At 63.5% G+C, this 25,805-nt stretch carries 21 protein-coding genes and 1 riboswitch; of the genes, 9 read left to right on the top strand and 12 right to left on the bottom strand.

All coding sequences use genetic code 11. The features are described 5' to 3' along the window. The first annotated feature begins 102 nt into the window (after window positions 1–102). The 3 genes from AB5S05_RS11155 (at window position 103) to AB5S05_RS11145 (ending at window position 2,992) form a co-directional block, all read left to right on the top strand. Entirely contained in the window at window positions 103–954 is an 852-nt protein-coding gene (locus tag AB5S05_RS11155) for a CAP domain-containing protein (RefSeq protein WP_369287590.1), read from the top strand. A 491-nt stretch (window positions 955–1,445) separates the two neighbouring features. Continuing rightward, window positions 1,446–2,105 carry a dioxygenase family protein gene (locus AB5S05_RS11150; protein WP_369287589.1) on the top strand — a complete coding sequence of 220 codons (660 nt, stop codon included), beginning with the start codon at window positions 1,446–1,448 and terminating at the stop codon, window positions 2,103–2,105. Window positions 2,106–2,248: 143 nt separating this feature from the next. After that, window positions 2,249–2,992 (top strand): class I SAM-dependent DNA methyltransferase, encoded by a 744-nt coding sequence (locus AB5S05_RS11145; protein ID WP_369287588.1) that lies wholly within the window; start codon window positions 2,249–2,251, stop codon window positions 2,990–2,992. A 177-nt stretch (window positions 2,993–3,169) separates the two neighbouring features. On the opposite strand, the gene AB5S05_RS11140 is transcribed toward AB5S05_RS11145, so the two are convergent. Continuing rightward, on the bottom strand, window positions 3,170–3,700 hold the full coding sequence (locus tag AB5S05_RS11140; RefSeq protein ID WP_369287587.1) for an REP-associated tyrosine transposase: 531 nt from the start codon (window positions 3,698–3,700) through the stop codon (window positions 3,170–3,172). Window positions 3,701–3,853: 153 nt separating this feature from the next. Then, window positions 3,854–4,312 (bottom strand): GyrI-like domain-containing protein, encoded by a 459-nt coding sequence (locus AB5S05_RS11135; protein WP_369287586.1) that lies wholly within the window; start codon window positions 4,310–4,312, stop codon window positions 3,854–3,856. A gap of 658 nt (window positions 4,313–4,970) precedes the next feature. Between AB5S05_RS11135 and AB5S05_RS11130 the strand changes: the two genes are divergently transcribed. Beyond that, a complete protein-coding gene (locus tag AB5S05_RS11130) occupies window positions 4,971–5,300 on the top strand; it encodes a hypothetical protein (RefSeq protein ID WP_369287585.1) in 330 nt (109 codons plus the stop codon). 136 nt (window positions 5,301–5,436) lie between these two features. On the opposite strand, the gene AB5S05_RS11125 is transcribed toward AB5S05_RS11130, so the two are convergent. The 4 genes from AB5S05_RS11125 to AB5S05_RS11110 form a co-directional block, all read right to left on the bottom strand. Further along, on the bottom strand, window positions 5,437–5,865 hold the full coding sequence (locus tag AB5S05_RS11125) for an NUDIX hydrolase (RefSeq protein WP_369287584.1): 429 nt from the start codon (window positions 5,863–5,865) through the stop codon (window positions 5,437–5,439). A 400-nt stretch (window positions 5,866–6,265) separates the two neighbouring features. After that, window positions 6,266–7,120, bottom strand: a complete 855-nt coding sequence (locus AB5S05_RS11120) for a hypothetical protein (protein WP_369287583.1) — start codon at window positions 7,118–7,120, stop codon at window positions 6,266–6,268. Window positions 7,121–7,288: 168 nt separating this feature from the next. Continuing rightward, complete coding sequence (locus AB5S05_RS11115; protein WP_369287582.1) at window positions 7,289–8,539, bottom strand: ribonucleotide-diphosphate reductase subunit beta; 1,251 nt, start codon at window positions 8,537–8,539, stop codon at window positions 7,289–7,291. Between the two features lie 303 nt (window positions 8,540–8,842). Next, window positions 8,843–11,752 carry a ribonucleoside-diphosphate reductase subunit alpha gene (locus AB5S05_RS11110; protein WP_369287581.1) on the bottom strand — a complete coding sequence of 970 codons (2,910 nt, stop codon included), beginning with the start codon at window positions 11,750–11,752 and terminating at the stop codon, window positions 8,843–8,845. A gap of 787 nt (window positions 11,753–12,539) precedes the next feature. On the opposite strand from AB5S05_RS11110, the gene AB5S05_RS11105 reads away from it, so the two are divergent. Then, window positions 12,540–13,265 (top strand): response regulator, encoded by a 726-nt coding sequence (locus tag AB5S05_RS11105; RefSeq protein WP_369287580.1) that lies wholly within the window; start codon window positions 12,540–12,542, stop codon window positions 13,263–13,265. Then, a complete protein-coding gene (locus tag AB5S05_RS11100) occupies window positions 13,262–14,866 on the top strand; it encodes an ATP-binding protein (RefSeq protein ID WP_369287579.1) in 1,605 nt (534 codons plus the stop codon). The genes AB5S05_RS11105 and AB5S05_RS11100 overlap by 4 nt, the downstream gene beginning before the upstream one ends. Window positions 14,867–14,922: 56 nt before the next feature. Here AB5S05_RS11100 and AB5S05_RS11095 read toward each other — a convergent pair whose 3' ends face one another. Genes AB5S05_RS11095 through AB5S05_RS11085 form a run of 3 tightly spaced genes read right to left on the bottom strand, consistent with a single transcriptional unit; the run spans window position 14,923 to window position 16,401 of the window. After that, entirely contained in the window at window positions 14,923–15,483 is a 561-nt protein-coding gene (locus AB5S05_RS11095; RefSeq protein WP_369287578.1) for an Hsp20/alpha crystallin family protein, read from the bottom strand. A gap of 59 nt (window positions 15,484–15,542) precedes the next feature. Beyond that, window positions 15,543–15,920 carry an Hsp20/alpha crystallin family protein gene (locus tag AB5S05_RS11090; RefSeq protein ID WP_369287577.1) on the bottom strand — a complete coding sequence of 126 codons (378 nt, stop codon included), beginning with the start codon at window positions 15,918–15,920 and terminating at the stop codon, window positions 15,543–15,545. A gap of 28 nt (window positions 15,921–15,948) precedes the next feature. Beyond that, window positions 15,949–16,401 carry an Hsp20/alpha crystallin family protein gene (locus AB5S05_RS11085; RefSeq protein ID WP_369287576.1) on the bottom strand — a complete coding sequence of 151 codons (453 nt, stop codon included), beginning with the start codon at window positions 16,399–16,401 and terminating at the stop codon, window positions 15,949–15,951. 349 nt (window positions 16,402–16,750) lie between these two features. Between AB5S05_RS11085 and AB5S05_RS11080 the strand changes: the two genes are divergently transcribed. Next, window positions 16,751–17,629: a DMT family transporter gene (locus AB5S05_RS11080; protein WP_438943568.1), complete on the top strand. Its 879-nt coding sequence runs from the start codon at window positions 16,751–16,753 to the stop codon at window positions 17,627–17,629. A 10-nt stretch (window positions 17,630–17,639) separates the two neighbouring features. Then, window positions 17,640–18,734 carry a PLP-dependent cysteine synthase family protein gene (locus AB5S05_RS11075; RefSeq protein ID WP_369287574.1) on the top strand — a complete coding sequence of 365 codons (1,095 nt, stop codon included), beginning with the start codon at window positions 17,640–17,642 and terminating at the stop codon, window positions 18,732–18,734. Window positions 18,735–19,089: 355 nt separating this feature from the next. On the opposite strand, the gene AB5S05_RS11070 is transcribed toward AB5S05_RS11075, so the two are convergent. The 3 genes from AB5S05_RS11070 to gap all read right to left on the bottom strand — a co-directional run bounded on the left by AB5S05_RS11070 (window position 19,090) and on the right by gap (window position 23,448). Further along, the gene (locus AB5S05_RS11070; RefSeq protein WP_369287573.1) at window positions 19,090–20,178 is read right to left on the bottom strand and encodes an NHL repeat-containing protein; all 1,089 of its coding nucleotides are present in this window, start codon (window positions 20,176–20,178) and stop codon (window positions 19,090–19,092) included. Window positions 20,179–20,700: 522 nt separating this feature from the next. After that, window positions 20,701–22,308: an NAD(P)/FAD-dependent oxidoreductase gene (locus tag AB5S05_RS11065; protein WP_369287572.1), complete on the bottom strand. Its 1,608-nt coding sequence runs from the start codon at window positions 22,306–22,308 to the stop codon at window positions 20,701–20,703. A gap of 141 nt (window positions 22,309–22,449) precedes the next feature. After that, the gene (gene gap / locus AB5S05_RS11060; RefSeq protein ID WP_369287571.1) at window positions 22,450–23,448 is read right to left on the bottom strand and encodes a type I glyceraldehyde-3-phosphate dehydrogenase; all 999 of its coding nucleotides are present in this window, start codon (window positions 23,446–23,448) and stop codon (window positions 22,450–22,452) included. A gap of 122 nt (window positions 23,449–23,570) precedes the next feature. Continuing rightward, window positions 23,571–23,807: riboswitch (cobalamin riboswitch) on the top strand. A gap of 122 nt (window positions 23,808–23,929) precedes the next feature. On the opposite strand from gap, the gene btuB reads away from it, so the two are divergent. Continuing rightward, entirely contained in the window at window positions 23,930–25,777 is a 1,848-nt protein-coding gene (btuB, locus tag AB5S05_RS11055; protein WP_369287570.1) for a TonB-dependent vitamin B12 receptor, read from the top strand. The last annotated feature ends 28 nt before the right edge of the window (window positions 25,778–25,805 follow it).

The raw sequence follows: 25,805 nt of genomic DNA, 5'->3' as shown, positions 1-25,805 counted from the left end.
GGCCTGTGGAGACCTGCGGGCGGCAGGCCGTAAAAGTGTGCCTTTTTGTCCTGCGCTTTGGGCATCATGGGCGCAGTCGGATGGATGAAGGGAGAGGGGCGCATGGGCGTCGGATCCAGGCTAGTCAGTTATGTGGTGTGGTCGCTGCTGTTGCCCTTTGCCGCTGTTGCCACTGCGGCCGAAGAGGCGCTGCTGGTCGATTCGATCAATGCCTATCGCAGCCAGGTGCAGCACTGCGCCGGACGGGCCTCCGAGGAGCTGCCGCCGCTGGCGAGCGATCCGCGCCTGGTCCTGCCGGTCGATGGAGCCGGGGACTTGCAACAAGCGCTGAGTAGCGCCGCCTATCCGCTGGTCAACGTGCAGGCGATCAGCCTGTCGGGGCCGCGCGATGCGCAGGCGGCGATGACCGCGTTGCAGGAGAGCTTCTGCACGGTATTGCTGGACCCGCAGTTCGTCGACATCGGCGTCAGCCGCGCGGCACGCGACTGGCGCATCGTGCTGGCGCGGCCCCTGCTGGGCGGGCGCCTGGGCGACTGGCAGGCGGAGGGGCAGCGGCTGCTCGAGCAGGTCAATGCTGCCCGCGCGCAACCGCGCCGCTGTGGCGACAAGCCCTTCGCCGCGGCGGCACCGCTGGCCTGGAGCGCCGCGCTGGGCACGGCGGCCGAAACCCACAGCCGGGCCATGGCCAACGGCAACTTCTTCGCTCATCGCGACCGCGACGGCCACACCCCGAGCGACCGGGCGGAACTGGCCGGCTACAGCGGCGGGCGGATCGGCGAGAACATCGCCGCCGGGCTGGACAACCCGGGCAAGGTGGTCGCCGGCTGGCTGGCCAGCCCCGGCCACTGCGCGAACCTGATGAATCCGGGGTTCAGCGAACTGGGCGCGGCCTACGCGGTCGATCCCAGGAGCGATGCAGGCATCTACTGGACGGCACTGTTCGGTGCGCCTTAAGCGAGGCGAAGCGTTCCCTATCTCATTGTCCCAGGCTGCCCGGCAGGCGTTGCACAACGCTTGTTCAGACAGCCTGAGGAGTAAGTGATGGACCTCCGCCCGCAGCGCCATCGCTGCTGGCTCGGCAAGCTGGCGCTCATCCGCATCACCCCGTCATGCCCGACGATAAGGGCGCAGAGGCCGCTGAGTCGGTGCTCCGGCGCGCCAGAAACGCAAACGTGTCGTCATCAGCAAGAAGCGCAGCATCGGGAGTCGTTGTGGCCCTCGACGCACCCTGGGTTGGCGTGGTCGCTTGCTTGAGCAACCTGCGCGGCCGGCATCCTGGCCGGCGAAGGCCTGCGCGAACGCCAGCCTAAATCGCGTGCTGGGCTGAGCCCTGGCCATGCTGCCGGACAGTCTGGAGGCTTCTATACTGCTGCGGTACACGCGCGTTCTCTGGGAGCAGCAGAGGGCGGCGGGCGTGCGCTCAAGGCGATGGCCGGGAGGCTGACGTGAACAAGCAGCAACAGGCAGGCGCTGGCCTTTCTCGGCGTCATTTTCTCTATGGTGGTTTCATTCTCGGCGGCGGCCTGCTGGCCGGCCCGGTGCTGGCGGGGCAGGGTTGCCGAACCACGGCCGGCGACATCCTCGGCCCCTACTACCGCTTCGGTGCGCCCTTCCTGAGCAAACTGGCAGGGCCGGATGAGCCCGGCGAGCGCCTGGTGGTGAGCGGCACCGTGCTCAGCGCCGACTGCCGCACGCCCATCCCCAACGCCCTGGTCGAGGTCTGGCAGGCCAACGGCGCCGGCCTGTACGACACCCAGACCCCCGGCAACTTCACCGACAAGGGCAACTTCCACCTGCGCGGCATGCTCTACACCGATGCCCAGGGCCGTTACCGCATCGAGACGGTGATGCCCGGGCGCTACCCGGTGCCGCCGAACCTGCCGGGACTGGAAAAGTACGCCGGGATCACCCGGCCGGCGCATATCCACTTTCGGGTGATGGAGTCGCTGCACGTGCCGGTGACCCTGCAGCTGTACTTTGCCGGCGACCCCTACATCGCCAAGGACCCCTGGGCCAGCGCCCACCCGGACAATGTGATCGCCCTGGAAGCGGATGGCGAGGGGCGGCGCGGCGGCTTCGATATCGTCCTGGTCAGAGGGGTCTAGCGAGAGCCGGTGAGCCTTTGCGGTCTGCTGGGTAGGAGCGGCCCGGTGGACCGCCAGACCACGCGCTGCGCCCATGTTTCCCTTAACCGGGTTGGGCTATGATGCGCGCCCGCCAACGCTCCGGTTAAAACCCACAGGTCATCATGCCCGGCAATGCCCTCTATACCGACCTGTCCGGTTATTACGATCTGATGTGCGCCGATATCGACTATCAGGCGCAAAGCCACTGCATTCACCGGCTCCAGCAGCTGTTCGGCAACGCCGGCAGGCGCCACCTGGACCTGGCCTGTGGCACCGGGCCGCATGTCCGCCATTTTATCGATGCCGGCTATCAGAGCAGCGGGCTCGACATCAACCAGCCGATGCTGGACAGGGCAGCGGCTCGCTGCCCGGAAGCACGATTCTCCCTGCAGGACATGTGCGGCTTCACGCTGGCAGAACCGGTGGACCTGATCACCTGCTTCCTCTATTCGCTCCACTACAGTGGCGCAATCGAACGATTGCAGGCCTGTATCGCCAGCGTGCATGGCGCGCTGGCTACCGATGGGCTGTTCTGCTTCAACGCTGTCGACAAGCGGCAGATCGACAACGACCTGTTCGTCACCCATACCGCCCGGCATGCCGACGGCCTGTTCAGCTTCAGCTCCGGTTGGAACTATTGCGGCGAGGGCGAGCAGCAATCGCTGAGGCTGCGCATCGAACGCACGCTGGCGGACTCCACCCAGGTATGGCACGACGAACACCCCATGGTCGCCACAAGCTTCGCCGAGTTGCAGGCACTGTTGCAGCCGTACTTCGAGGTGCATGTGCTCGAGCACGATTACCAGAAGCTCATCCCCTGGAATCAAACCTCCGGTAACGCCATCTTCGCCTGCGTAAAGATCTGACGCCCAGCCGTAGGGTGGATGGCGCTCCACCCATCCACCGCCCGATCACGGGCCGCGTGCCGATTCCAGTAGTTCGTAGGGTGGATGACGCTCCACCCATCCACCATCCGATCACGGATCGAACGCCGAATCCGACAACGACGCGCAAAGTCGCGAAACATTGTTCACCAGGGCCATTCACTCGCCGTAACCCCCGCCCTCATGCAACGGCCCGACGCACCAGTCCTCGGGGTAGAGCCCCATCGCCACCGCCCGGTGGAAGGTCGAATAGGGCCAGTCCGCCAGGCGCTGTACATGGCCGTGTTTCAGCGGGTTGTAGTGGATGTAGTCGAAGTGGCGCCGGTAATCGCGGTCATCGCGGATCAGGTGTTCCCAGTAGCGGCGTTGCCAGATGCCGCGTTCCCCGCGCCTTTGCTGCGTGCTGGTCAACGGCTCGCTGGCCGGCAGGCGGCGGGCAAAGGCGAATTTGATCACCTTCCAGCGCAGTGCGAAGTCGGAATCGCCCGGCGGTAGCGTCCACAGGCAATGCATATGCTCGGGCAGCACCACCCAGGCGTCGATATGGAAGGGATGGCGAACCTTGGTGGCGCGGGCTGCTGTACGCAGCAGATCGATTTCCCGGACCAGCAGATCGCTCTGGCGGTCGCGCAGATTGACGGTGAAGAAGTAGCTGGCGCCGGGAACGCGGGCGCGGCGGTAGTCGGGCATGGCGGCTCGTCCTTGAGCGGTAAGGGGTTGAACCAGGGTGGACAAGCTGCGCGTTGTCCACCCTACGAAAACCCCACCACCCCCGTGTAGGGTGGAGGGCCACCCCGTGGAAAACCGCGAAGCGTTTTCCACTGTGGATATCCGAGCTACTCGCTACTGGGCCAGTGGAATGTAGATCTGCACCAGGCTGTCCGGGTGGTGCGGGCCGAGGAAACGCTCGTCGTAGAACTCGAACGCCATGCCCTCGGCCGGCTTCAGCCCCGCCGCGGGCAGCGATTCGCCATAGGCCGCGCGGAAGCTGTCCGGCAGGCTGTCCACCGTGCCGCGATGCTCTAGCACCGCGTAGCGGCCGGCGGGCAGGGTCAGGGCGTGCATGCCGGCGGGCACCGGCGTCTCGGGCGTGACCGGGCGGGCGGCCAGATAGCGCCAGCCGCCTTCCGTCAGTGGCTCGCACACGCCGAAGCTGCCGGCCATCGGCGCCAGTGGCTGGATTTCCCCCTCGCGCAGCAGAAAGCGCTGCCACAGTTCGCCGATGGTGCCGGGCTCCTGGGGTTGCCAGCGCATGCCGATCAGGCGCACGGCAGGGTAGTCGAGGACAGTCGGGGTTTGCATGGGGGCAGGCTCCTTTGCAGTTGGGCCAGGTAGCGGCCGGTGTGGTCCATTGTCCGTTGCAGGCGGACGAATTCGGCGTTTAGCCTAGCAGCGGCTCAATAGGAACCCAAGGTTCCACTGCCTGCATCTGGCTAGCCGTCACCCATGGTTTGGCCAGAGCAGCGGTCACACATGTTCGCGTAGCAGCGCTGCCAGGCTGGCGGGCGGCGTGTCCTGATGCGCAAGCCAAAGCAACTCCTGCACTGCGGCGGTCGTGTTGACGGGGCGGGCAGCGGGGCGTGAGCCCGGGCTATTCGCCACGGACGTTCGGGCGACTCGTTGCCGTTGACGTTCGGGCCATCAAGGTGGACAAGCTTCGCGTTGTTCACCCTAGGTAACCTCACCACTGCGCAAGGTGGAGGGCCACCCCGTGGAAAACGGCGAAGCCTTTCCCCCGAGACATCCAGGCTACCTGGCTAGCGGCCCACGTATTCAGGGCGGCACGTGGTTTTCGTCAAACCATCTACTCCATTGGTATTAGTGCGAAAAGACGCTTTGCTTCATCTATTTGAATAGTTCGCAAAAGCCCTGGGCGCGCTAAGTTAAAGCCGTAACGGAATCGAATGTTTTATCTACAGGTAAGGAGTCCGGAGCCGAGCTGTTTAAAAAGGTGGCCATGATGTTAATCCAACAACGTCCGTCATTTTTGGAAAAAGAGAACCAACAGTATGCTGGAACCGGAGGCGTGAGCGAAAATAATGCCCAGGCTCGCTTCGTTCCTGCGTTCAAGGACTCTCATACCGGACAGGTAGAAATATCCCGATATCGAGACGGTCGTCCCGCACCATTCCATTTGATTGATGGATTGCCTGATGAATGGATAACCAATAGGGATCTGGCGGGAGAAGTTGTTGAGATCAAAGCCACTGTAATTTCTGGATTCGTCCGTCTTGGGCGTTTCTTTACACGCCAGGAAGCTTCGGAGTTTGTGGCGCGGATCGCGTCTTGAGTGCTCTGCCCATGTGACAAAGAAGAGCATGCCACTGGTAGCGCGTAGGGCCACCTCGTGGAAAACCGCGAAGCGCTTTCCACCGGGATATCCAGGTTACCTCGCTAGCTGCAGCAGGCGGCTAAGTGGTTCGTGATCAGTCCTCAAGCGGCCACAGCAGCGGCAGCAGGTGCTCGCGCAGCAGCGGCGCCAAGTTGTCGGGCGGTGTGTCCCGAGGCGCAAGCCAGCGCAGCTCCTCCAGTTCGGCTGCCGCGTTGACGGGGTGGGGCAGCGGGGCACGAAACACGCTCGCCTCGATCCAGGTGTCCGGCTCGTTGGCCGCCGCGGCGCGAAAGCGACCAAGCGGCCTAAGGGCCTCGGCAGCCAGGCTCAGGTTCAACTCCTCGGCCAGCTCCCGCGTCAGCGCCGCCAACGCATCTTCACCCGGCTCGGCCTTGCCGCCCGGCAGCATAAACGCCTGGGTGCCGCGCTTGCGCACCAGTAGCAGACGCCCGGCCTCGTCGAACAGGCAGGCGGCGGAGATGCTGAGCAGGATGGGGGTAACGGCTTGGTGGCTGTTGGTCATGGTGGGGAGGTGTTGGTCCGTTGATGGGTATCGCTGTGCTCAACCCGTCCTACGGGCTCTTGCTTTTTGCTCTGCATTCCACAAATCGCCCAAACAACGCGGACTCCGATTCCCGTCAGGAGGCCGAGTGGAGGTGTTGCGTAAGGGGACGAGCCGCATGGATGCGGCGAGAGGCTTGAAGGGCCATGGATGGCCCTTGCAAGCCGGCCCTTGGAGCAGCGCCGGAGCGAGGGAAGTTGAGCGCAGCGAAACCCGCATGCCGGGCGCGCTTTCTCTTTGGTTACTTTCTCTTTGCGCGTGCAAAGAGAAAGTGACTCGCCGTAAGGGCGAAACCGGTAGAAAAGAGCGGCAGAATAAATAGATCTGTTCCACTTTTTTAGTTTCTGTTTCTAGTCTGTCGTTAGAACGGAATTTCCTGTACTTCAAGGTTGAAGTCGAACTCGTGGTCATAGTTTCCGTCGGCAGTTTCTAGTCGCAGAATTCCACGTCCTCCAATATTGTATTCATCTTTTATTTCGTCGCCCTCCCATGCTTTGGCTATGGTGCGACTTGCTTTGATCTTTACTTGAGCCCAACCATTGCGTCCAATTTTTGGTGCTGGAGGGACGATGAAGTACCGATATTTGAATGGCTCTATATCTGCTTCCGAGTGAGGGCATTCTTTAGTGTCGTGCACGATTTTCCATCTATTTCCTGTGTAAAGGTAAATAGCAGAAATTTCAGGCGAAATCTGATTCGTTTTGTTGTGCAGGTCGAATGTGAAAGTGATTGTCGCTTCAGCTGTGTGTTTTGAGGTGGTGAGATCGCCGATTGGGGATTTCGTTGTGACGGATATTTTATTTTCTTCTCGGGCTTTGGCCTCTGCTTTTGCCCATGCAATGTTTTTTGATAGTTCGCTCTTCAAATAGGCGATAGAGTTGCCATACACAATATGTCGTTTGTGTTTCAGGTCAAAGGGTATGTCGGATGCATCTTTGGTTAACAGGATGCAGATCTTATCTTTCGCGTGAGCATAGCCAAGTTCATAGAATACATTTGAGTTTCTGTCTGATAGGTCGGCTATTATGAAGTCGGCAACATCAATCTGACGATATATTCTGTCAAGCATTCCCTCGCCGAAGAGTTGTTCGTCAAGTCTTTCTGCTCGAACGTTATGTTCTTTGGCGGCGGCCTTGATGCCTAGTTTATATGTATCATCATACTCGGAGCTGAAAGGCATTAGCACGAAAGTGAATGTATCAATTTTGTGGCTCACAAAGTATCTCCGTGTTTGAGTCTAGCGTTAAGCTGTACTTCAAAATAAGTGCAGGTTCTCGCTCAATAAAAAACCCCGCACAAAGGCGGGGCTCTTAGTCTTGCTAGTCGCTGCCCCAAATATCCATTTCAGGTAAAGCGCTCTTGATCTTTCAGTGAGTAAGCTGAATCAATCCCAGCTCAACGCCCCACCAGTCTGATACTCGATCACGCGGGTCTCGAAGAAGTTCTTCTCCTTCTTCAGGTCCATGATCTCGCTCATCCACGGGAAGGGGTTGGAAGTACCCGGGTACTCTTCCTTCAGGCCGATCTGGGTCAGGCGGCGGTTGGCGATGAACTTGAGGTAGTCCTCCATCATCGCCGCGTTCATGCCCAGCACACCGCGGGGCATAGTGTCGCGGGCGTATTCGATCTCCAGCTGGGTGCCCTGGAGGATCATCTGGGTGGCCTCGTCCTTCATCGCCGCATCCCACAGGTGCGGGTTCTCGATCTTGATCTGGTTGATCACGTCGATGCCGAAGTTCAGGTGCATGGACTCGTCGCGCAGGATGTACTGGAACTGCTCGGCGACGCCGGTCATCTTGTTGCGCCGGCCCATGGACAGGATCTGGGTGAAGCCGCAGTAGAAGAACACGCCTTCCAGCACGCAGTAGTAGGCGATCAGGTTGCGCAGCAGTTCCTTGTCGGTCTCCACGGTGCCGGTGTTGAAGGTCGGGTCGGAGATGGCGCGGGTGTACTTGAGGCCCCAGCTGGCCTTCTTCGCCACCGACGGGATCTCGTGGTACATGTTGAAGATCTCGCCTTCATCCATGCCCAGCGACTCGATGCAGTACTGGTAGGCGTGGGTGTGGATCGCCTCTTCGAAGGCCTGGCGCAGGATGTACTGGCGGCACTCCGGGTTGGTGATCAGGCGGTACACGGCCAGGGCCAGGTTGTTGGCCACCAGCGAGTCGGCGGTGGAGAAGAAGCCGAGGTTGCGCTTGACGATGCGGCGCTCGTCCTCGGTGAGGCCGTCGGCGCTCTTCCACAGGGCGATGTCGGCGTTCATGTTCACTTCCTGCGGCATCCAGTGGTTGGCGCAACCATCCAGATACTTCTGCCAGGCCCAGTCGTACTTGAAGGGCACCAGCTGGTTGAGGTCGGCGCGGCAGTTGATCATGCGCTTCTCGTCGACCGCGACGCGGGCGGCGGAGCCTTCCAGCTCGTCGAGGCCTTCCTGGATGTCCAGCTGGTCGAGGGCGGCCTTGGCGCGGGCGACCGCGGCGCTGTCGTCGGCGGCCACGGCACGGGCCTCGTGGGCGGCGGCGTCGCCGACCTGGTCGAGCTTGTCCAGGCCCAGGTCGGTGCTTTGGGCGTTGGTGTTGCTGGCGACGGCGGCTTCCGCGCCGTCTTCCTTGTCGAATTCATCCCAGCTCAGCATGGCTTGGCTCCTGCTTGAGGGCCGGTGCATGACCGGCCTGTATGGATATACAGTTAAAGACTAGTCTGTGGCGTCATACACACAAGACGCGGGCGACCTGTGGTCGCGTGGAAAGGTCTGCTGCCTTTCGCCGGGACGGCTAGGTAAATTCAAAGCCGTCTCAATCATTCGAGCGTGAAGCTGAGCGAGTGAGCGCTAGGCGCCTGGCAGCTTGGAACCCCTGAGCGTACGTCTGTACGTGATGGGGTCCGACCTGCCAGGCAACGACGCGGGCGCCGCTCAGATCCGCGCGTCACCTGTCACTTACTGGCACGCTTCGCAGTCCGGCTCGTCGATGGCGCAGGCCTTCGGCACAGGGGCCGGGGCCGGTGCGGCCTGCTCGGCCGGGGCCTTGGCCGGCGCGGCGCTGAGGCCGTCGCCACCACCGCTGGACACGGCGTTGAGCTTGCCGGTGTTGATGGTCGACTTCTCGGTGCTGGTGGCGGCCAGGGCACGGAGGTAGTAGGTGGTCTTCAGGCCACGGTACCAGGCCATGCGGTAGGTCACGTCGAGCTTCTTGCCCGAGGCCCCTGCGATGTACAGGTTCAGCGACTGGGCCTGGTCGATCCACTTCTGGCGGCGGCTGGCGGCGTCGACGATCCACTTGGTCTCCACCTCGAAGGCGGTGGCGTACAGGTCCTTGAGGTCCTGCGGGATGCGTTCGATCTGCTGCACGGAGCCGTCGTAGTACTTGAGGTCGTTGACCATGACCGAGTCCCACAGGCCGCGGGCCTTGAGGTCGCGCACCAGGTAGGGATTGATCACGGTGAACTCGCCCGAGAGGTTCGACTTCACGTAGAGGTTCTGGTAGGTCGGCTCGATCGACTGCGACACGCCGGTGATGTTGGCGATGGTCGCGGTCGGCGCGATGGCCATGATGTTCGAGTTGCGGATGCCCTTCTGCACGCGCTCGCGCAGCGGCGCCCAGTCCAGCGACTCGGAGAGGTCGACGTCGATGTACTTCTGCCCGCGCGCCTCGATCAGGATCTGCTGCGAGTCCAGCGGCAGGATGCCCTGGCTCCACAGCGAGCCCTGGAAGGTCTCGTAGCTGCCGCGCTCGTCGGCCAGCTCGCAGGAGGCCTGGATCGCGTAGTAGCTGACCGCTTCCATCGACTTGTCGGCGAAGTCCACCGCGGCGTCGGAGCCGTAGGGGATGTGCTGCAGGTACAGGGCGTCCTGGAAGCCCATGATGCCCAGGCCCACCGGACGGTGCTTGAGGTTGGAGTTCTTCGCCTGCGGCACCGAGTAGTAGTTGATGTCGATGACGTTATCGAGCATGCGCACCGCGGTCTTGACCGTGCGCGCGAGCTTCTCGCGGTCCAGCTTGCCGTCGACGATGTGGTTCGGCAGGTTGACCGAACCCAGGTTGCACACGGCGATCTCGTCCTTGTTGGTGTTCAGGGTGATCTCGGTGCACAGGTTGGAGCTGTGCACCACGCCCACGTGCTGCTGCGGGCTGCGCAGGTTGCACGGGTCCTTGAAGGTCAGCCACGGGTGGCCGGTCTCGAACAGCATCGAGAGCATCTTGCGCCACAGGTCCTTGGCCTGGATGGTCTTGAACAGCTTGATCTTGCCGTATTCGCACAGGGCTTCGTAGTACTCGTAGCGCTCCTCGAAGGCCTTGCCGGTGAGGTCGTGCAGGTCCGGCACTTCGCTCGGGCTGAACAGGGTCCAGGGGCCGTCGTCGAACACGCGCTTCATGAACAGGTCCGGGATCCAGTTGGCGGTGTTCATGTCGTGGGTGCGGCGGCGGTCGTCACCGGTGTTCTTGCGCAGCTCGATGAACTCTTCGATGTCCATGTGCCAGGTTTCCAGGTAGGCACAGACCGCGCCCTTGCGCTTGCCGCCCTGGTTGACCGCCACGGCGGTGTCGTTGACCACCTTGAGGAAGGGTACGACGCCCTGGGATTTGCCGTTGGTGCCCTTGATGTAGGAGCCCAGTGCGCGCACCGGGGTCCAGTCGTTGCCCAGGCCGCCGGCGAACTTGCTCAGCATGGCGTTGTCGTGGATGGCGCTGTAGATGCCCGACAGGTCGTCCGGCACGGTGGTCAGGTAGCAGCTCGACAGCTGCGGACGCAGGGTACCGGCGTTGAACAGGGTCGGGGTGGAGCTCATGTAGTCGAACGAGGACAGCAGGTTGTAGAACTCGATGGCGCGCTCTTCCTTCTGCGGCTCCTCGATGGCCAGGCCCATGGCCACGCGCATGAAGAAGATCTGCGGCAGTTCGAAGCGGGTGCCGTCCTTGTGGATGAAGTAGCGGTCGTACAGGGTCTGCAGGCCCAGGTAGGTGAACTGCTGGTCGCGCTCGTGATCGATCGCCGCGCCCAGCTTGGCCAGGTCGTAGCTCTTCAGCTTGGGGTCGAGCAGTTCGAACTCGACGCCCTTTTCCACGTAGGCGGGCAGGGCCTTGGCGTACAGCTCGGCCATCTCGTGGTGGGTGGCGCTGGCGGCCACGCCGAGGAAGCCCAGGCCTTCGGCGCGGATGTTGTCCATCAGCAGGCGGGCGGTGACGTAGCTGTAGTTCGGCTCGCGCTCGACCAGGGTGCGGGCGGTCATCACCAGGGCGGTGTTGACGTCGCGCTGGGCTACGCCGTCGTAGAGGTTCTTCAGGGTTTCCTTCTGGATCAGCGCGCCGTCGACTTCGGCCAGGCCTTCGCAGGCCTCGCTGATGATGGTGTCGAGGCGGCCCATGTCCAGCGGCGCGACGCTGCCGTCGGCGTGGGTCACGCGGATGCTCGGGTGCGGCTGGGCGATTTCGCCGGCGGCGCTGGCGTTCTTGCGCTTGGTGGCCTGGGCTTCGCGGTAGATCACGTAGTCGCGGGCGACCTTCTGCTCGCCGGCACGCATCAGGGCCAGTTCGACCTGGTCCTGGATTTCCTCGATGTGGATGGTGCCGCCGGACGGCATGCGGCGCTTGAAGGTGGCGCTGACCTGTTCGGTCAGGCGCGCGACCGTGTCATGGATGCGCGACGAGGCGGCGGCGGTGCCGCCTTCCACGGCGAGAAAGGCCTTGGTGATGGCGACGGTGATCTTGTCGTCGGTGTAGGGCACCACGGTGCCGTTACGCTTGATCACACGCAGCTGGCCCGGCGCGGTGGCGCTCAGGTCCTGGCTGGCATCGACGGCCTGCGGCGCTTGGGCCTGCGGGTTCTCGCGAGTGGTGTCGGTATGCATGAAAGTCTCCGTGTTCTGAATTCGTTAATCGACGCTATACAGTGGCGTACCCGCCGTTCATTCCATTTCAACAACGCCAAGCGCCCGGCGGACACCGCGCGCAAGGGACTTGCAACTGGGCAGGGAAGGCTCAAGCGAAACGCCTTCCTGGCTCGAAAGTCCGGGGCCGATCTTGCTCGGCGCCTACTATATGTTGTGGTCTGCGTGCAAGGGCATCGCACTGTTGTCTGCACCCACCAGGCGCTTGGCGCTGGGTGGGAGAATGGCCGGCGTGGATACTGCGGCTGCGGCCATCGAAGCATTCACCTGCACTGTTCTTGTATTCGGCCTGGACCTTTTAGGGGCAAATGTGCTTGTGTCATTCCTTGAGCCAAAACCCAACATGTAGGTGTTTGGCGCGCTGGGGATACAAGATAGTGCGGTGCCAGGGCGATAGCAAGCAGACTGCTCGGCGCTGCCTGTGGATAAATCTGTGGGTTACTTTGGGGTAACTTTCGCCAAGCCGCGTGATAGCTGAGGTTGTCCGGCATAGACCGTTCGTCGAGCTGGGCGGCGATTTTTTCATTCCCGCACGGCGAATTTAGTCGCTGCCGCACAAACACAAGATGTAGGTTTTTTTCTTGATTATTGCGCGGCTCTGTGCAGGCCGCTCAGGCGCCCATGGCCGGGCGTGTGGGGACTTTTCGCCGGGGCGGCGCGCGCGTGGATTTCGCCGCCGCTTGTGGCGATGGCGTTGCTACAATGCCGGCCTGTTTGAGCCTGGTTGAAGCGTCCTTGGGAGGCAGCAGTGGAGCAACACATCTCGCGTATCCTGATCGTCGAAGATGACCAGCGTCTGGCCGAGCTGACCCGCGACTATCTGCAGGGCAACGACCTCAGCGTGGCCATCGAGGCCGATGGCGCCCGGGCCGCCGCGCGCATCCTCAAGGAGCAGCCGGACCTGGTGATCCTCGACCTGATGCTGCCGGGTGAAGACGGCCTGTCGATCTGCCGCAAGGTACGTGACGGCTACGACGGGCCGATCCTGATGCTCACCGCGCGCACCGACGACATGGACCAGGTGCTCGGCCTGGAGATGGGCGCCGACGACTATGTGTGCAAGCCGGTGCGCCCGCGCGTGCTGCTGGCGCGCATCCGCGCCCTGCTGCGTCGCCGCGAGGGCAGCGAGGCGGAGCGGGTCGAGGGCGAGCCGCGGCGCCTGGAGTTCGGCCCGCTGGTGATCGACAGCGCCATGCGCGAGGCCTGGCTGGGCGAGCAGAGCATCGAGCTGACCAGCGCCGAGTTCGACCTGCTCTGGCTGCTGACGGTCAACGCCGGGCGCATCCTCTCGCGCGAGGAAATCTTCAATGCCCTGCGCGGCATCGAGTACGACGGTCAGGACCGCAGCATCGACGTGCGCATCTCGCGCATCCGGCCGAAGATTGGCGACGACCCCATGCACCCGCGGCTGATCAAGACGGTGCGCAGCAAGGGCTACCTGTTCGTCGCCGAGGCGGCCGCCGAGTTGCTATGAACTCCATCTTCCTGCGCATCTACGCCGGCATGCTCAGCGTGCTGGTGCTGGTCGCCCTGCTCGGCGTCGGCACCCTGCACCTGGCCAACGAGGTGCGCTCGGACCAGTACCGCGAGCGCCTGGCACGCGGCACCTTCCGCCTGATGTCGGACAACCTCGCGCCCATGGTCGAGATCGAGCGGCGCCGGGCCATGGCGGTGTGGGCGCGGCTGCTGGGCATTCCGCTGGAGACCCGGGCGCTGGAGGAGGTCGGGCTCGACAATGGCGCGCGCAACCGCCTGCTGCGCGGCCAGGTGCTGGTGCGTCAGACCGGCCCCCATGCGGCGACCGTCTACAGCCTTATCGACGAGCAGGAGCGGCTGCTGCTCACCGGCGAGGTGCAGCAGATCAGCGAGCAGCTGGCCCGCGCCACCGTGTTCCTGCTTATAGATGAGCTGATTCGCTACCCGGCCGACGAGCAGCCGCAACGCCTGGCGGCCCTCAAGCAGGACAAGCAGTTCGGCTTCGAGCTGCGCCTGATCAGCCTCGACCAGGCCAACCTGGACGGTGACCAGCGCCGCCGGGTGGAGGAGGGCGATACGGTGATGGCCCTGGGCAAGGGCGGCGACAGCATCCACGTGTTCTCCGGCATCGTCGATTCGCCCTGGGTGCTGGAGATCGGCCCGCTGTACCAGATGAATCCCTACCCGCCGGAGCTGCTGGTGTTGATCGGGGTGCTCGGCCTGAGCCTGGTCGGTCTCACCGTCTACCTGCTGGTGCGTCCGCTGGAGCAACGCCTGCGCGCACTGGAGGGCGCCGCCACGCAACTGGCCAGCGGCCGCCTGGAGGCGCGGGTGCCAGCCCGTGGCAGCGATGCGGTGGGGCGCCTGGCCAGCGCCTTCAATGCCATGGCCGAGCACCTGCAGCGCTCGCTGAGCACCCAGCGTGAGCTGGTGCGGGCGGTGTCCCACGAGCTGCGCACGCCGGTGGCGAGGCTGCGCTTCGGCCTGGAGATGATCGGCGATGCCGAGACCGAGGCGGCGCGGCGCAAGTACATGGACGGCATGGACAGCGACATCCAGGACCTCGACAAGCTGGTCGACGAGATGCTCACCTACGCGCGCCTGGAGCAGGGCGCGCCGGCGCTGAAGTTCCAGCCGGTCGACCTGGCCGGGCTGATCGATCAGGTGATCGACGAGCTGGCGCCGCTGCGCGCCAGCGTGCGGGTCGAGCGTGGCGCCGCGCCGGCCGGCCAGGACAGCGGCGCGGTGCCGGTGGAGGCCGAGCCGCGCTACCTGCACCGCGCCCTGCAGAATCTGGTGGGCAACGCCATGCGTCACGCCGAATCACGGGTGCGGATCAGCTACCAGATCGGCCAGCAGCGCTGTCGCCTGGACATCGAGGACGATGGCCCCGGGGTGCCGGAGGAGGCCTGGGACCGCATCTTCCACCCCTTCCTGCGCCTGGACGACAGCCGCACCCGCGCCTCGGGTGGCCACGGCCTGGGCCTGTCGATCGTGCGGCGGATCATCTACTGGCACGGTGGCCGGGCGCAGATCGGCCGCAGCGATGACCTCGGTGGCGCACGCTTCAGCCTGATCTGGCCGCGCACCCAAGGGTGAGCCGCAGGGCGGCGCCTCCTCGATAGCGCTGCGTGCGGCTGGCCCGGCCGTGGCACTCAGGCGCCGCGCACCTCGATGCGCCGGCCGCGAGCCTGCTCGGCCTTGGGCAGCTCGATGCGCAGCACGCCATTGCGGTAGCTGGCCGAGGTCTTGTCGGCGAGCACCGGGGTCGGCAGCGGGATGCTGCGGTGGAAGCTGCCGAAGGCGCACTGGCGAATGCGGTACTGGCCTTCGGCCGATTCCCGTTCATAGCGCTTCTCGCCGCGCACGATGAGCACGTCGCTGCGCACCTCGATGTCCAGGTCCTGCTTGTCCAGGCCGGGGACTTCCAGGCGGACGACGAACTTGTCGGTGTCTTCGAACAGGTCGCCGGCCAGCATTGCCCAATTGGCCGAGGGGAATTCAACCTCATTGGGCGCCATCGCGCCGGGCGCCGCTGCGTCGGGCGCCGTCGCGTCGGACCCAGTCGTCATGCCGCCGGCTTCTGCCTTGTGCTTGCCGGCCGGGGTGAAGCGGGTCAGCGCGCCGCTGGCCCGCTCGCGCATGTGCCGCCAGCCCTCGCCGAGCGAGTGCCAGGTATCCTCCAGGCCGTGTTTCAGTTCGTTGAGTTTTTCCATGGGTTGACCTCCGGTTCGGGCGGCCGGACCGCATCATCGGGCGCGGCCGCTCAGTCTGCTCAGGCGACCTTGACCTCGATCTTGCGCGGCTGGGCGTAGGCATGCTTGGGAATGCGCAACTTGAGCACGCCGTTGCTCAGCTGGGCATCGATGCGCGCCGTATCCAGCTCGGCGCTCAGGCTGAAGGCCCGGCGGTAGCGTGACAGGCGCACCTCGGCATACACCGCCTCCATGTTTTCCGGGGTGTCCGGGGTGATCTCGCCCTCGATGGTCAAGGTGTCGTTGTCGATATGCAGTTCGAGCTTGTCCTTTGGCACGCCGGGCATGTCGGCGATCAGCAGGATGCCGTCCTTGTTCTCCCGCACGTCGACCCGCGGCAACAATGCCTGGGCGTCTTCCTTGCGCTCGTTGCGTTTGACTACCGGTTTCTCGCTCATCACGGGTTCCTCCTAAGGGTTGAAAGGCTCATTGGATGGTAATGCGCTTGGGTTGCGCCGCGGCTTGCCGCGCCACCGTGATATGCAGCACGCCGTCGCGGTAGCGCGCCTCGACCTTGTCCGGATCGGCATCCTTGGACAGGCTGATGGTGCGCTTGAAGCGTCCGGAGAAGCGTTCGTTGGCGTAGGTCGACAGGGTGCCGTTGTCTTCCGGGGCGTCCGCTTCGCGCTCGCCGCTGATCGACAGCAGGCCCTGCTCGATCTGCAGGTCCAGCTTGGCCGGATCGACTCCCGGGGCGAAGGCATAGACTTCGATGCTGGTCGGCGTGCTGGCGACATTGATCGCCGGGAAGGCGCCGCTGGCCAGGGCGCGGATGCTGCCTGGGCGACCCACGTTAGCGAATTCCTGCTGCAGCTCCTGCTGCAAGCGCTCGAATTCGGCGAGCAGGCCACCGGGGAAATTCACTAGGGACTCGTACATCGCAAACCTCCTGTGGTGAAGCGACCAGAAACTCGTTTGCGGTGCTCGAGGCAGAGGCCTCAAGCCCGTCGAAAAAAAATATGTTGGCGGTCAAAGTCGGCTTCAAGGGCGTTTTTTAGAACGATGTTTCATTAAATGTCCGAGGTGAAAGCGAATTTTTGGCATAAAAAAGCCGGCCGCCGTTTTAGCCCTGGGGCGCTCTGCTCGCGCCCTCCGGTGCGCGCTGGGCCTGGTCGCGGCCACGCATACAGTTCGCGCCGCTGTCTGTATCTGTCCGCGCCGCTGCGTCCTCTCTACACTCGAGCTTTTGCCGGGGTGAAGGATGAGCGGGCAGGGCAGGCGAGGGGCAATGCTGTGCCTGGTGCTGGCGATGGCGATCTGGGGCAGCTCCTTTATCGCCCTGAAACTGGCCTTCGCCGAGTTGCCGCCGCTGTGGGTGATCTTCGCCCGCATGGCCCTGGGCAGCCTGGTGTTGCTGCTGGCCTGGCGCTGGCGCGGGCGCCTGCAGTACCGCGCCGGTGACTGGAAATACCTGCTCGCCTTGAGTGCCTGCGAGCCTTGCCTGTACTTCATCTTCGAGGCCCTGGCGTTGCAGAACACCAGCGCCGCCCAGGCCGGCATGATCAGCGCGCTGTTGCCGCTGCTGGTGGCCGTCGGCGCCTTCGTGTTTCTGCACGAGCGCGTCTCGCGCACCACGGTGGCGGGCTTTCTCCTGGCCATGGCCGGTGCGATCTGGCTGAGCCTGGCCGGCAGCGCCGACGCGCACGGTCCCAACCCGCTGCTGGGCAATTTCTACGAGCTGCTCGCCATGCTCTGTGCCAGCGCCTATACGCTGCTGGTCAAGCTGCTGTCGGCGCGCTATTCGGTGTTCCTGCTCACCGCCTTGCAGGCCTTTGTCGGCACCCTGTTCTTCCTGCCGATGGCCGCCTTCAGCGCGCCGCTGCCGGAGTCGATCAGCGCGCTGGGCCTGGGCGCGGTGCTCTACCTGGGCGTGGTGGTCACCGTCGGTGCCTACGGCCTGTACAACTTCGGCATCAGCCGCCTGCCGGCCAGCCAGGCCTCGGGCTTCATCAACCTGATCCCGCTGTTCACCCTGGTGTTCGCCATGCTGCTGCTCGGCGAGCGCCTGAATCCTGCACAGCTGCTGGCCGCTATGCTGGTGTTTGGCGGCGTGGCGCTGAGCCAGTGGCGTGGCGCCGCACCGGTGCCGGCTGGCGTACTGGACTGAGGAGCTGCAGATGAGCGACACCCGAACCTGGGCCCGTGAGGCCATCCGCATCATCGAGGCGGATTTCCAGCGCAGCGCCGACACCCACCTGATCCCCCTGGAACTGCCCGGCCTGCCGGGGGTCGAGCTGTACTTCAAGGACGAGTCCAGCCATCCCACCGGTAGCCTCAAGCACCGCTTGGCCCGCTCGCTGTTCCTCTATGCCCTGTGCAACGGCTGGCTCAAGCCCGGCGCGCCGGTGATCGAGGCCTCCAGCGGCTCCACGGCGGTCTCCGAGGCCTACTTCGCCCGCCTGCTCGGCCTGCCCTTCATCGCGGTGATGCCGGCCAGCACTTCCAAGCAGAAGATCGCCCAGATTGCCTTCTACGGCGGCCAGAGCCACCTGGTGGCCGACCCGACGCAGATCTACGCCGAGTCCGAGCGCCTGGCCCGCGAAACTGGCGGCCACTTCATGGACCAGTTCACCTACGCCGAGCGCGCCACCGACTGGCGCGCCAACAACAACATCGCCGAGTCGATCTTCCAGCAACTGGCCTGCGAACGGCATTCCGAGCCGGCCTGGCTGGTCTCCAGCCCCGGCACCGGCGGCACCCTGGCCACCCTCGGCCGCTACGTGCGCTACCGCCGCCACGCCACCAGGGTGCTGTGCGCCGATGCCGAGCGTTCGGTGTTCTTCGACTACTACCGCAGCGGCGACCGCACGCTGACCCTGGATCACGGCTCGCGCATCGAAGGCATCGGCCGGCCGCGGGTCGAGGCCTCGTTCCTGCCGTCGGTGATCGACGCCATGTGCAAGGTTCCCGACGAACTGTCGCTGGCCGCCATGCACTACCTGGCCCGGCGCCTGGGCCGGCATGTCGGCGGCTCCAGCGGCACCAACCTGATCGGTGCGCTGCTGGTGGCCCAGCGCATGGTCGCGGCGGGCGAGACGGGGTCGCTGGTGGCGATTCTCTGCGACGGCGGCGAACGCTACGCCACCACCTACTACGACGACGCCTGGCTCAAGGCCCAGGGCTTCGAGCTGGCGCCGCTGATCGAGGCGATAGCCGCCTGCGCCGAGCGCGGCGAGCCGTTGCCGGGCGAGCTGCCGAGCATTGGACTCTAGGCGGCAAGACCGCGATCGGGCTGCAGGCTTGTCCGGCCCGGCCGGTCGGCAGCAGTACGAAAAGGGGACATACGAAAAGGGGACAGATTTATTTTTAAATCTTGCAAGAAAATAAATCTGTTCCCTTTTTCTCACAATCCGGGAGCTGCTTGGCAGGGGATAGACTTCCCCGGACTGCATCCGGGATACGAAAAATGCCGTTCACCTGATTAAGTGAACAGCATTGCATCACTCGATGGGCCTTTTTCGTTTCGGCGTTACAAGCAAGCTTCAGTCTGCAAAAAAAAGGGGCTAATTAATTTTTCATTCATGTAGGAAAAAATATCTGCCTCCCCTATTGATTTGTGTTAAGAGGTTACGGGTTCGCTAGGATTTCTATTAGCTGGAGTGCGGACTGGGTTAGTGCTTCGGCCTCCTCGATAGTCAGCTGCTTTTCGCTTTGCGCCTGCACAGTATTGATGAATGCCTTCAGTGCGTTTATTGCTCCTGCATTGTTGCTTTCGTTGGTGTCGTCCAATGCATTTAGTGCACTGCTCAGCTTGGCGTCAAGGCTGTTAGAGATTCCTTTCTGAGTATTAATCATCATAACCTGAGTGACAAGATCGTTCAGGAGTAAAGTAGGGTCTTGATTTGCATCGCTTGCGAAGGCTAGTCTAATAATGCTGTCATCAGATTGCACGAAGCCCGATATTTGTCCGATAAGTTGGGTTTGTGCATTTGCAACATCTACAGTATGTAGTTCTGAAATGATGCCGGTGGACGTGTACTCGCGTCTGACTGCATAAAGAATATCGTGTTCGTCAAAGGCAATGCCGAGCCAAGTATTGCGAGGGGTAAAGTCACCGATTGATGTTATTGAGCTGTCGCTGGTGTTGATTTTAATCAAGGAGCTGGATTCCTTTATGGCGAACAGTTCATTCCAGCTGTTGAATGTTAGTCCTCCAGTAAATGTAATTGAAGGGATACTCCCAATTAATGTCTTCTGACCTGTTGATGGATCGTATTTGGCGAGGTCGTCTGTCAAGCTACTAAAGCCAAAGAGGGTGCCGTTAGAATCGAATGATAGTCCGTCAATTCCAAAATTAACTGTATCGCTTAGAACAGTAGCGTTGGCATTTGCCTGATTGATTTCAATGAATTGGGTGGGTCTTCGAAAGGTAAGCAGATTTCCGTTCGCAGGGATGGTTGCTAACGAAACGGCAGCATTCTGATTGAAACCCAAGTCCCCGATGAAAGTCGCAGTGCCGGTGTCTATGTCGATTTTGTAGAGGTTTTGATTAGATGATATTCCGTATAAGACCTGATTGCTGGTAGCGTGGCTATAGTTGTTTAATCCGATTGTAAGCGTAGCGAGGGCAATGCCGCTGAGCAGCGACCTAAGAATAGTGGTCCAAAATTTACAGGGCGTTCTCGTTGGGTTATATGGAAAGGTCAAGCTAAACATGATGCTCTCCTCTTTCTTAAAGAGTAAGTCTCCATGAATTGGCCAAGTTGTGTGAAGTGTATAGGTCGGACTCTATTGAGTCTTATTTGCAGGCTGATGGTGGTATTTGTATTTCGCATATATGAAGCCTAGCGATATCAAATAGTAAAAAATTTGCAAGCGGTTTTAAGGTGCTGCTCTGTTTACTTTGATATTAGCCAAGCTTGGAGGAAGCGCAACTAGGGTGAGGGTCGAGCCCAGCGGGTATAAAGTTACTAAAGCGAGTAGCTTGATCTATTTCTAATTGTCTAATTTTCTGCGATCTTTATGCGGAAAATATGGGGGATTTATTTTCCACTGGCGACATTTACCATGAGGCTGACCTCGCTACTGCCTACTGCCTACTGCCTACTGCCTACTGCCTACTGCCTACTGCCTACTGCCTACTGCCTACTGCCTACTGCCATAGGCCCCTCAATCGATGGGCCTTTTTCGTTTCGATGGCGCGCAGCTTTTAGGCTGCGCTCGGCCGTACAGAGGGCATCAGCCGCCCAGCATGTCCTTCGCCACCGCCTCGGCCACGCGGATGCCATCCACCCCGGCCGAGAGAATGCCGCCGGCATAGCCCGCGCCTTCGCCGGCCGGGTAGAGGCCCTTGAGGTTGAGGCTCTGCAGGTCGTCGCCGCGGGTGATGCGCAGGGGCGAGGAGGTGCGGGTCTCGATGCCGGTGAGTACCGCGTCCGCCAGGGCGAAGCCCTTGATCTGCTTGTCGAAGGCCGGGATCGCCTCGCGGATGGCCTCAATGGCAAAATCCGGCAGCGACGGCGCCAGGTCGCCGAGCTTGACCCCGGGCTTGTAGGACGGCTCGACGCTGCCCCACTCGGTCGACGGTCGCCCGGCGATGAAGTCGCCGACCAGCTGCCCCGGCGCCTCGTAGGTGCGGCCGCCGAGGATATAGGCCTGGGACTCCAGGCGCTCCTGCAGTTCGACGCCGGCCAGCGGGCCGCCCGGGTAGTCCTGCTCGGGGGTGATGCCGACGACGATGCCGGCGTTGGCGTTGCGCTCGTTGCGCGAGTACTGGCTCATGCCGTTGGTCACCACCCGCTCGGGTTCGGAGGTGGCGGCGACCACGGTGCCGCCCGGGCACATGCAAAAGCTGTAGACCGAGCGGCCGTTGCTGGCGTGGTGGACCAGCTTGTAGTCGGCGGCGCCGAGCTTGGGGTGGCCGGCGTACTTGCCCAGGCGCGCGCGGTCGATCAGCGACTGCGGGTGCTCGATGCGGAAGCCCACCGAGAACGGCTTGGCCTCCATGAATACCTCGCGGGCATGCAGCATGCGGAAGGTGTCGCGCGAGCTGTGGCCGAGGGCGAGGATCACGTGGCGGCTGCGCAGCTGCTCGCCGTTTTCCAGCACCACGCCCTGCAGCTGGCCATCCTCGATCAGCAGGTCGCTGACCCGCTGCTGGAAGCGCACCTCGCCGCCCAGGGCCTTGATCTCCTCGCGCATGGTCGCGACCACGCCGGTGAGGCGGAAGGTGCCGATGTGTGGCTTGCTGACGTAGAGGATCTCCTCGGGCGCGCCGGCCTTGACGAACTCCTGCAGCACCTTGCGCCCCAGGTGCTTGGGGTCCTTGATCTGGCTGTACAGCTTGCCGTCGGAGAAGGTGCCGGCGCCGCCCTCGCCGAACTGCACGTTGGACTCGGGGTTGAGCACGTTCTTGCGCCACAGGCCCCAGGTGTCCTTGGTGCGCTGGCGCACCTCCTTGCCGCGCTCCAGCACGATCGGGCGCAGGCCAGCCTGGGCCAGGATCAGCGCGGCGAAGATGCCGCAGGGGCCGAAGCCGACCACGATCGGCCGTTCGTCCAGCGGCTGGCTGGCCTGGCCGACCGGCTTGTAGCGGGTGTCCGGGGCCGGGCCGACATGTTTGTCGTCGCGGAACTTGGCCAGCAGCGCCGCCTCGTCGCGCACATTGAAGTCGATGGTGTAGATGAACTGCAGCTCGCTGGATTTCTTGCGCGCATCGTAGCTGCGCTTGAACAGGCTGAAGTCGAGCAGCTCGGCGTCGGCGATGCCCAGGCGCTGGAGCAGGGCGGGGCGCAGGGCCTCTTCGGGGTGGTCGAGGGGCAGTTTCAGTTCGGTGACGCGCAGCATGAGGACATCCAGGATCAGGGCCGGAGGCAACCCGGCAGCTTGAGGGAAGGCGGCGATTATAGGCGGGTTCGGCCCCCTCGGGGGCACCGCGCGGCATTTACCGAGCGGCGCCGGGGCGCATCGCGTGCCCCTTGGATGGCGTCAGGGCTTGAGCCAGGCCAGCAGCACATCGAGCATGCGGTTGGCGAAGGCCCACTCGTTGTCGTACCAGGCCAGCACCTTGACCAGATCGCCCTGCACCCGGGTGTGGCTGAGGTCGACCACGCAGGAGGCCGGGTAGCCGTTGAAGTCGCGCGACACCAGCGGCAGTTCGTTGCACTCCATCACCCCCGCCGGCAGCTGCTGCACGCCCTGCTTGAGCGCGGCGTTGATCGCCTCGCGGCTGGCCGGGCGCTCGGCGCTGAAACTCAGGTCGAGCAGCGAGACGTTGGCCGTGGGCACCCGCACCGCCAGGCCGTCCAGGCGCCCGGCCAGTTCCGGCAGGACCAGGCCGATGGTCTTGGCCGCGCCGGTGCTGGTGGGGATAATCGACAGCGCCGCGGCGCGGGCGCGGTAGAGGTCGCCGTGGGCGTTGTCCAGCAGGTTCTGGTCGTTGGTGTAGGCGTGCACGGTGTTGATCAGGCCCTGGCGGATGCCCACCGCCTGGTGCAGCACCTTGGCCAGCGGCGCCAGGCAGTTGGTGGTGCAGGAGCCGTTGGAGACGATCTGCTGGTTGCCCAGGAGTTGCTGGTTGACCCCGTAGACCACGGTCATGTCGGCGCTTTCCAGCGGGTGCGAGAGCAGCACCCGCGACGCACCGGCGGTCAGGTGCTGCTCGACCTGTGCGCGGTTCTTCAGCTTGCCGGTGCATTCCAGGACCAGGTCGACGCCGAGACTGTCCCAGGGCAGTTCGACCGCCTCCGGCTCGCGCAGCAGGTGAATGGACTGATCGTTGACCTGCATCGAGTCCTCGTGCAGGCCGATGTGGCCGGGAAAGCGGCCGAAGGTCGAATCGAAACAGGTCAGGTGGACCAGGGTGACCGGATCGCAGAGGTCGTTGATTGCCACCAGGTGCAGTCTCTGTTCCAGCTTGCGCTCGACCAGTGCGCGCAGCAGCGCCCGACCGATACGCCCGTAGCCGTTGATTGCGATACGCAGCATAGACACCTCCCATGTGCTGTCCTGCCTTCAGCTTAGGTGAGCGAGGCCTGCTTGCCGCAGCAATCTGCCCGCGGCGCCGGGCGATGAGGAAGTCGATTGACGCCCGCGCGCGCGATCTCTACCCTGCGCGGCTTGCAACAGGTGCCCCCAACGCAGTGCGTTCGAGGGGTGAAACAGGGAAGTCGGTGCGCTTGGCGATTCACGCCAGCAATTCCGACGCTGCCCCCGCAACGGTAGACGAGTCAAACCAGCGCTTTTCAACCACTGTGCGTTCGCACGGGAAGGTGCGCTTGGTCGGCAGCTGAACATTCAGCTTGCCACTCGTAAGCCCGGAGACCGGCCTGTCGCAGTCCATGGCATCGCGGAGGGCGTTGTCTGGCGGGTGGACTGCGCCGTCCCTGCAGCTTGCCCGTCCATTGTTCTCCGTATGCCTTACCCAGCCAGAGTCGCGCGGGTGAGCGCGACGGAGCATACGACGATAATGAGCAATTCCCTCCTGCGGCCTGCCGCGCTGACCCTGTCCGCCATCGCCGCGATTTCCCCGGCACATGCCGCCGAACCCATCCGCCTCAGCGACCAGCTGGTGACCGCCACCCGTACCGCGCAGACCGCCGAGCAGAGCCTGGCGGCGGTGACCGTATTCGACCGCGCCGCCATCGAGCGCAGCCAGGCGACCTCCGTGCCCGAACTGCTCAAGCGGGTGCCGGGCGTGTCCCTGACCAACAACGGCGGACCCGGCAAGAACACCTCGCTGTTCATGCGTGGCAGCGAATCCGACCATGTACTGGTACTGGTCGATGGCATCAAGATCGGCTCGGTCAGCTCCGGCGGCGCGGCCCTGGCCGATCTGCCACTGGAGCTGATCGAGCGGATCGAGGTGGTGCGCGGCCCGCGTTCCAGCCTGTACGGCTCCGAGGCCATCGGCGGGGTGATCCAGCTCTTCACCCGCAAGGGCACGGGTACGGGGATCAAGCCGTTTTTCTCCGCAGGCGTTGGCACCCACGACAGCTACAGCGGCAGCGCCGGAGTCTCCGCCGGCGATGAGCGGGGCTGGTACAGTCTGGGCCTCAGCGGCCTGGATACCGACGGTATCAACGTCAAGTCGGCCGCCACCAGCGGGTACGAAGACGATGCCGACGGCTACCGCAACCTTTCCGCGACCCTGAGCGCCGGCTACCGCTTCGACAACGGCCTGGAGCTGGACGCCAACCTGCTGCAGGCCAAGGGGCATAACGACTTCGACCAGGTCAACAGCAAGCGCACCAAGGGCTTTCGCGCCAACGCCGATGTGCAGTCGCGGGTAATAGGCACCCGCGCCCGTTTCGCCCCGCTCGACCCCTGGCAGGTCACCCTGCAGGTCGGCCGCAGCGAGGACAAGTTCGACAGCTACCTGGATGGCGGTTTCGACTCGCGTTTCGACAGCCGCCGCGACAGTGCCAGCTGGCAGAACGACCTGAGCCTGGCACCCGGCCACACCCTCACCCTGGGCGTCGACTACTTGCATGACGAGGTCAACAGCAGCAAGAGCTACGCCGAGGACTCGCGCGACAACAAGGGCGGCTTCGTCCAGTACCTCGGCGAAGCGGGCAAGCACGACTGGCAGCTGTCGCTGCGCCGCGACAACAACCAGCAGTTCGGCCACCACGACACCGGCAACATAGGTTACGGCTACGCCCTGAGCGACTGGCTGCGCGCGACACTCAGCTACGGTACGGCGTTCAAGGCGCCGACCTTCAACGAGCTGTACTACCCCAACTACGGCAACCCGGATCTGGACGCGGAGACCTCCAAGAGCCTGGAGGCCGGTCTGGCCGGCCAGCACGCCTGGGGGCGCTGGGCGGTCAACGCCTTTCGCACCCGCATCGATGACCTGATCGCCTACGACGCCAGCCTCAAGGCCCCGGCCAACGTCGCCGAGGCGCGCATCCGCGGCGTCGAACTGGTCCTCGCCAGCCAGTTGCTCGGCTGGGACTGGAACGCCAACTACACCTTGATGGAGCCGGAGAACCGCTCCAGTGGGGCCAACGATGGCAACGAGCTGACGCGCCGGGCCAAGCAGCTGTTCAACCTCGACCTGGACCGCCGCCTCGGTGACTTCAGCGTCGGCGCCAGCCTGCACGCCGAAGGCCAGCGCTACGACGACCTGGCCAACACCCGAGAACTGTCCGGCTACGCCACCGTCGATCTGCGCGGCGAATACCGCATCGACCCCGAATGGCGCCTGCAGACCCGCATCGCCAACCTGCTGGACGCCGACTACGAGACCGCCCAGGGCTACAACCAGCCCGGCCAGGCGCTCTATCTGACGGTGCGCTACCAGGCCCTCTGACCCACCCGGCGCCGGCGGGGCCATCCCG

It is taken from the genome of Pseudomonas zhanjiangensis, from assembly GCF_041027545.1.
In the GTDB taxonomy this organism is placed as follows: Bacteria; Pseudomonadota; Gammaproteobacteria; order Pseudomonadales; family Pseudomonadaceae; genus Aquipseudomonas; species Aquipseudomonas zhanjiangensis.
This window is presented reverse-complemented; position numbering and strand designations above follow the sequence as displayed.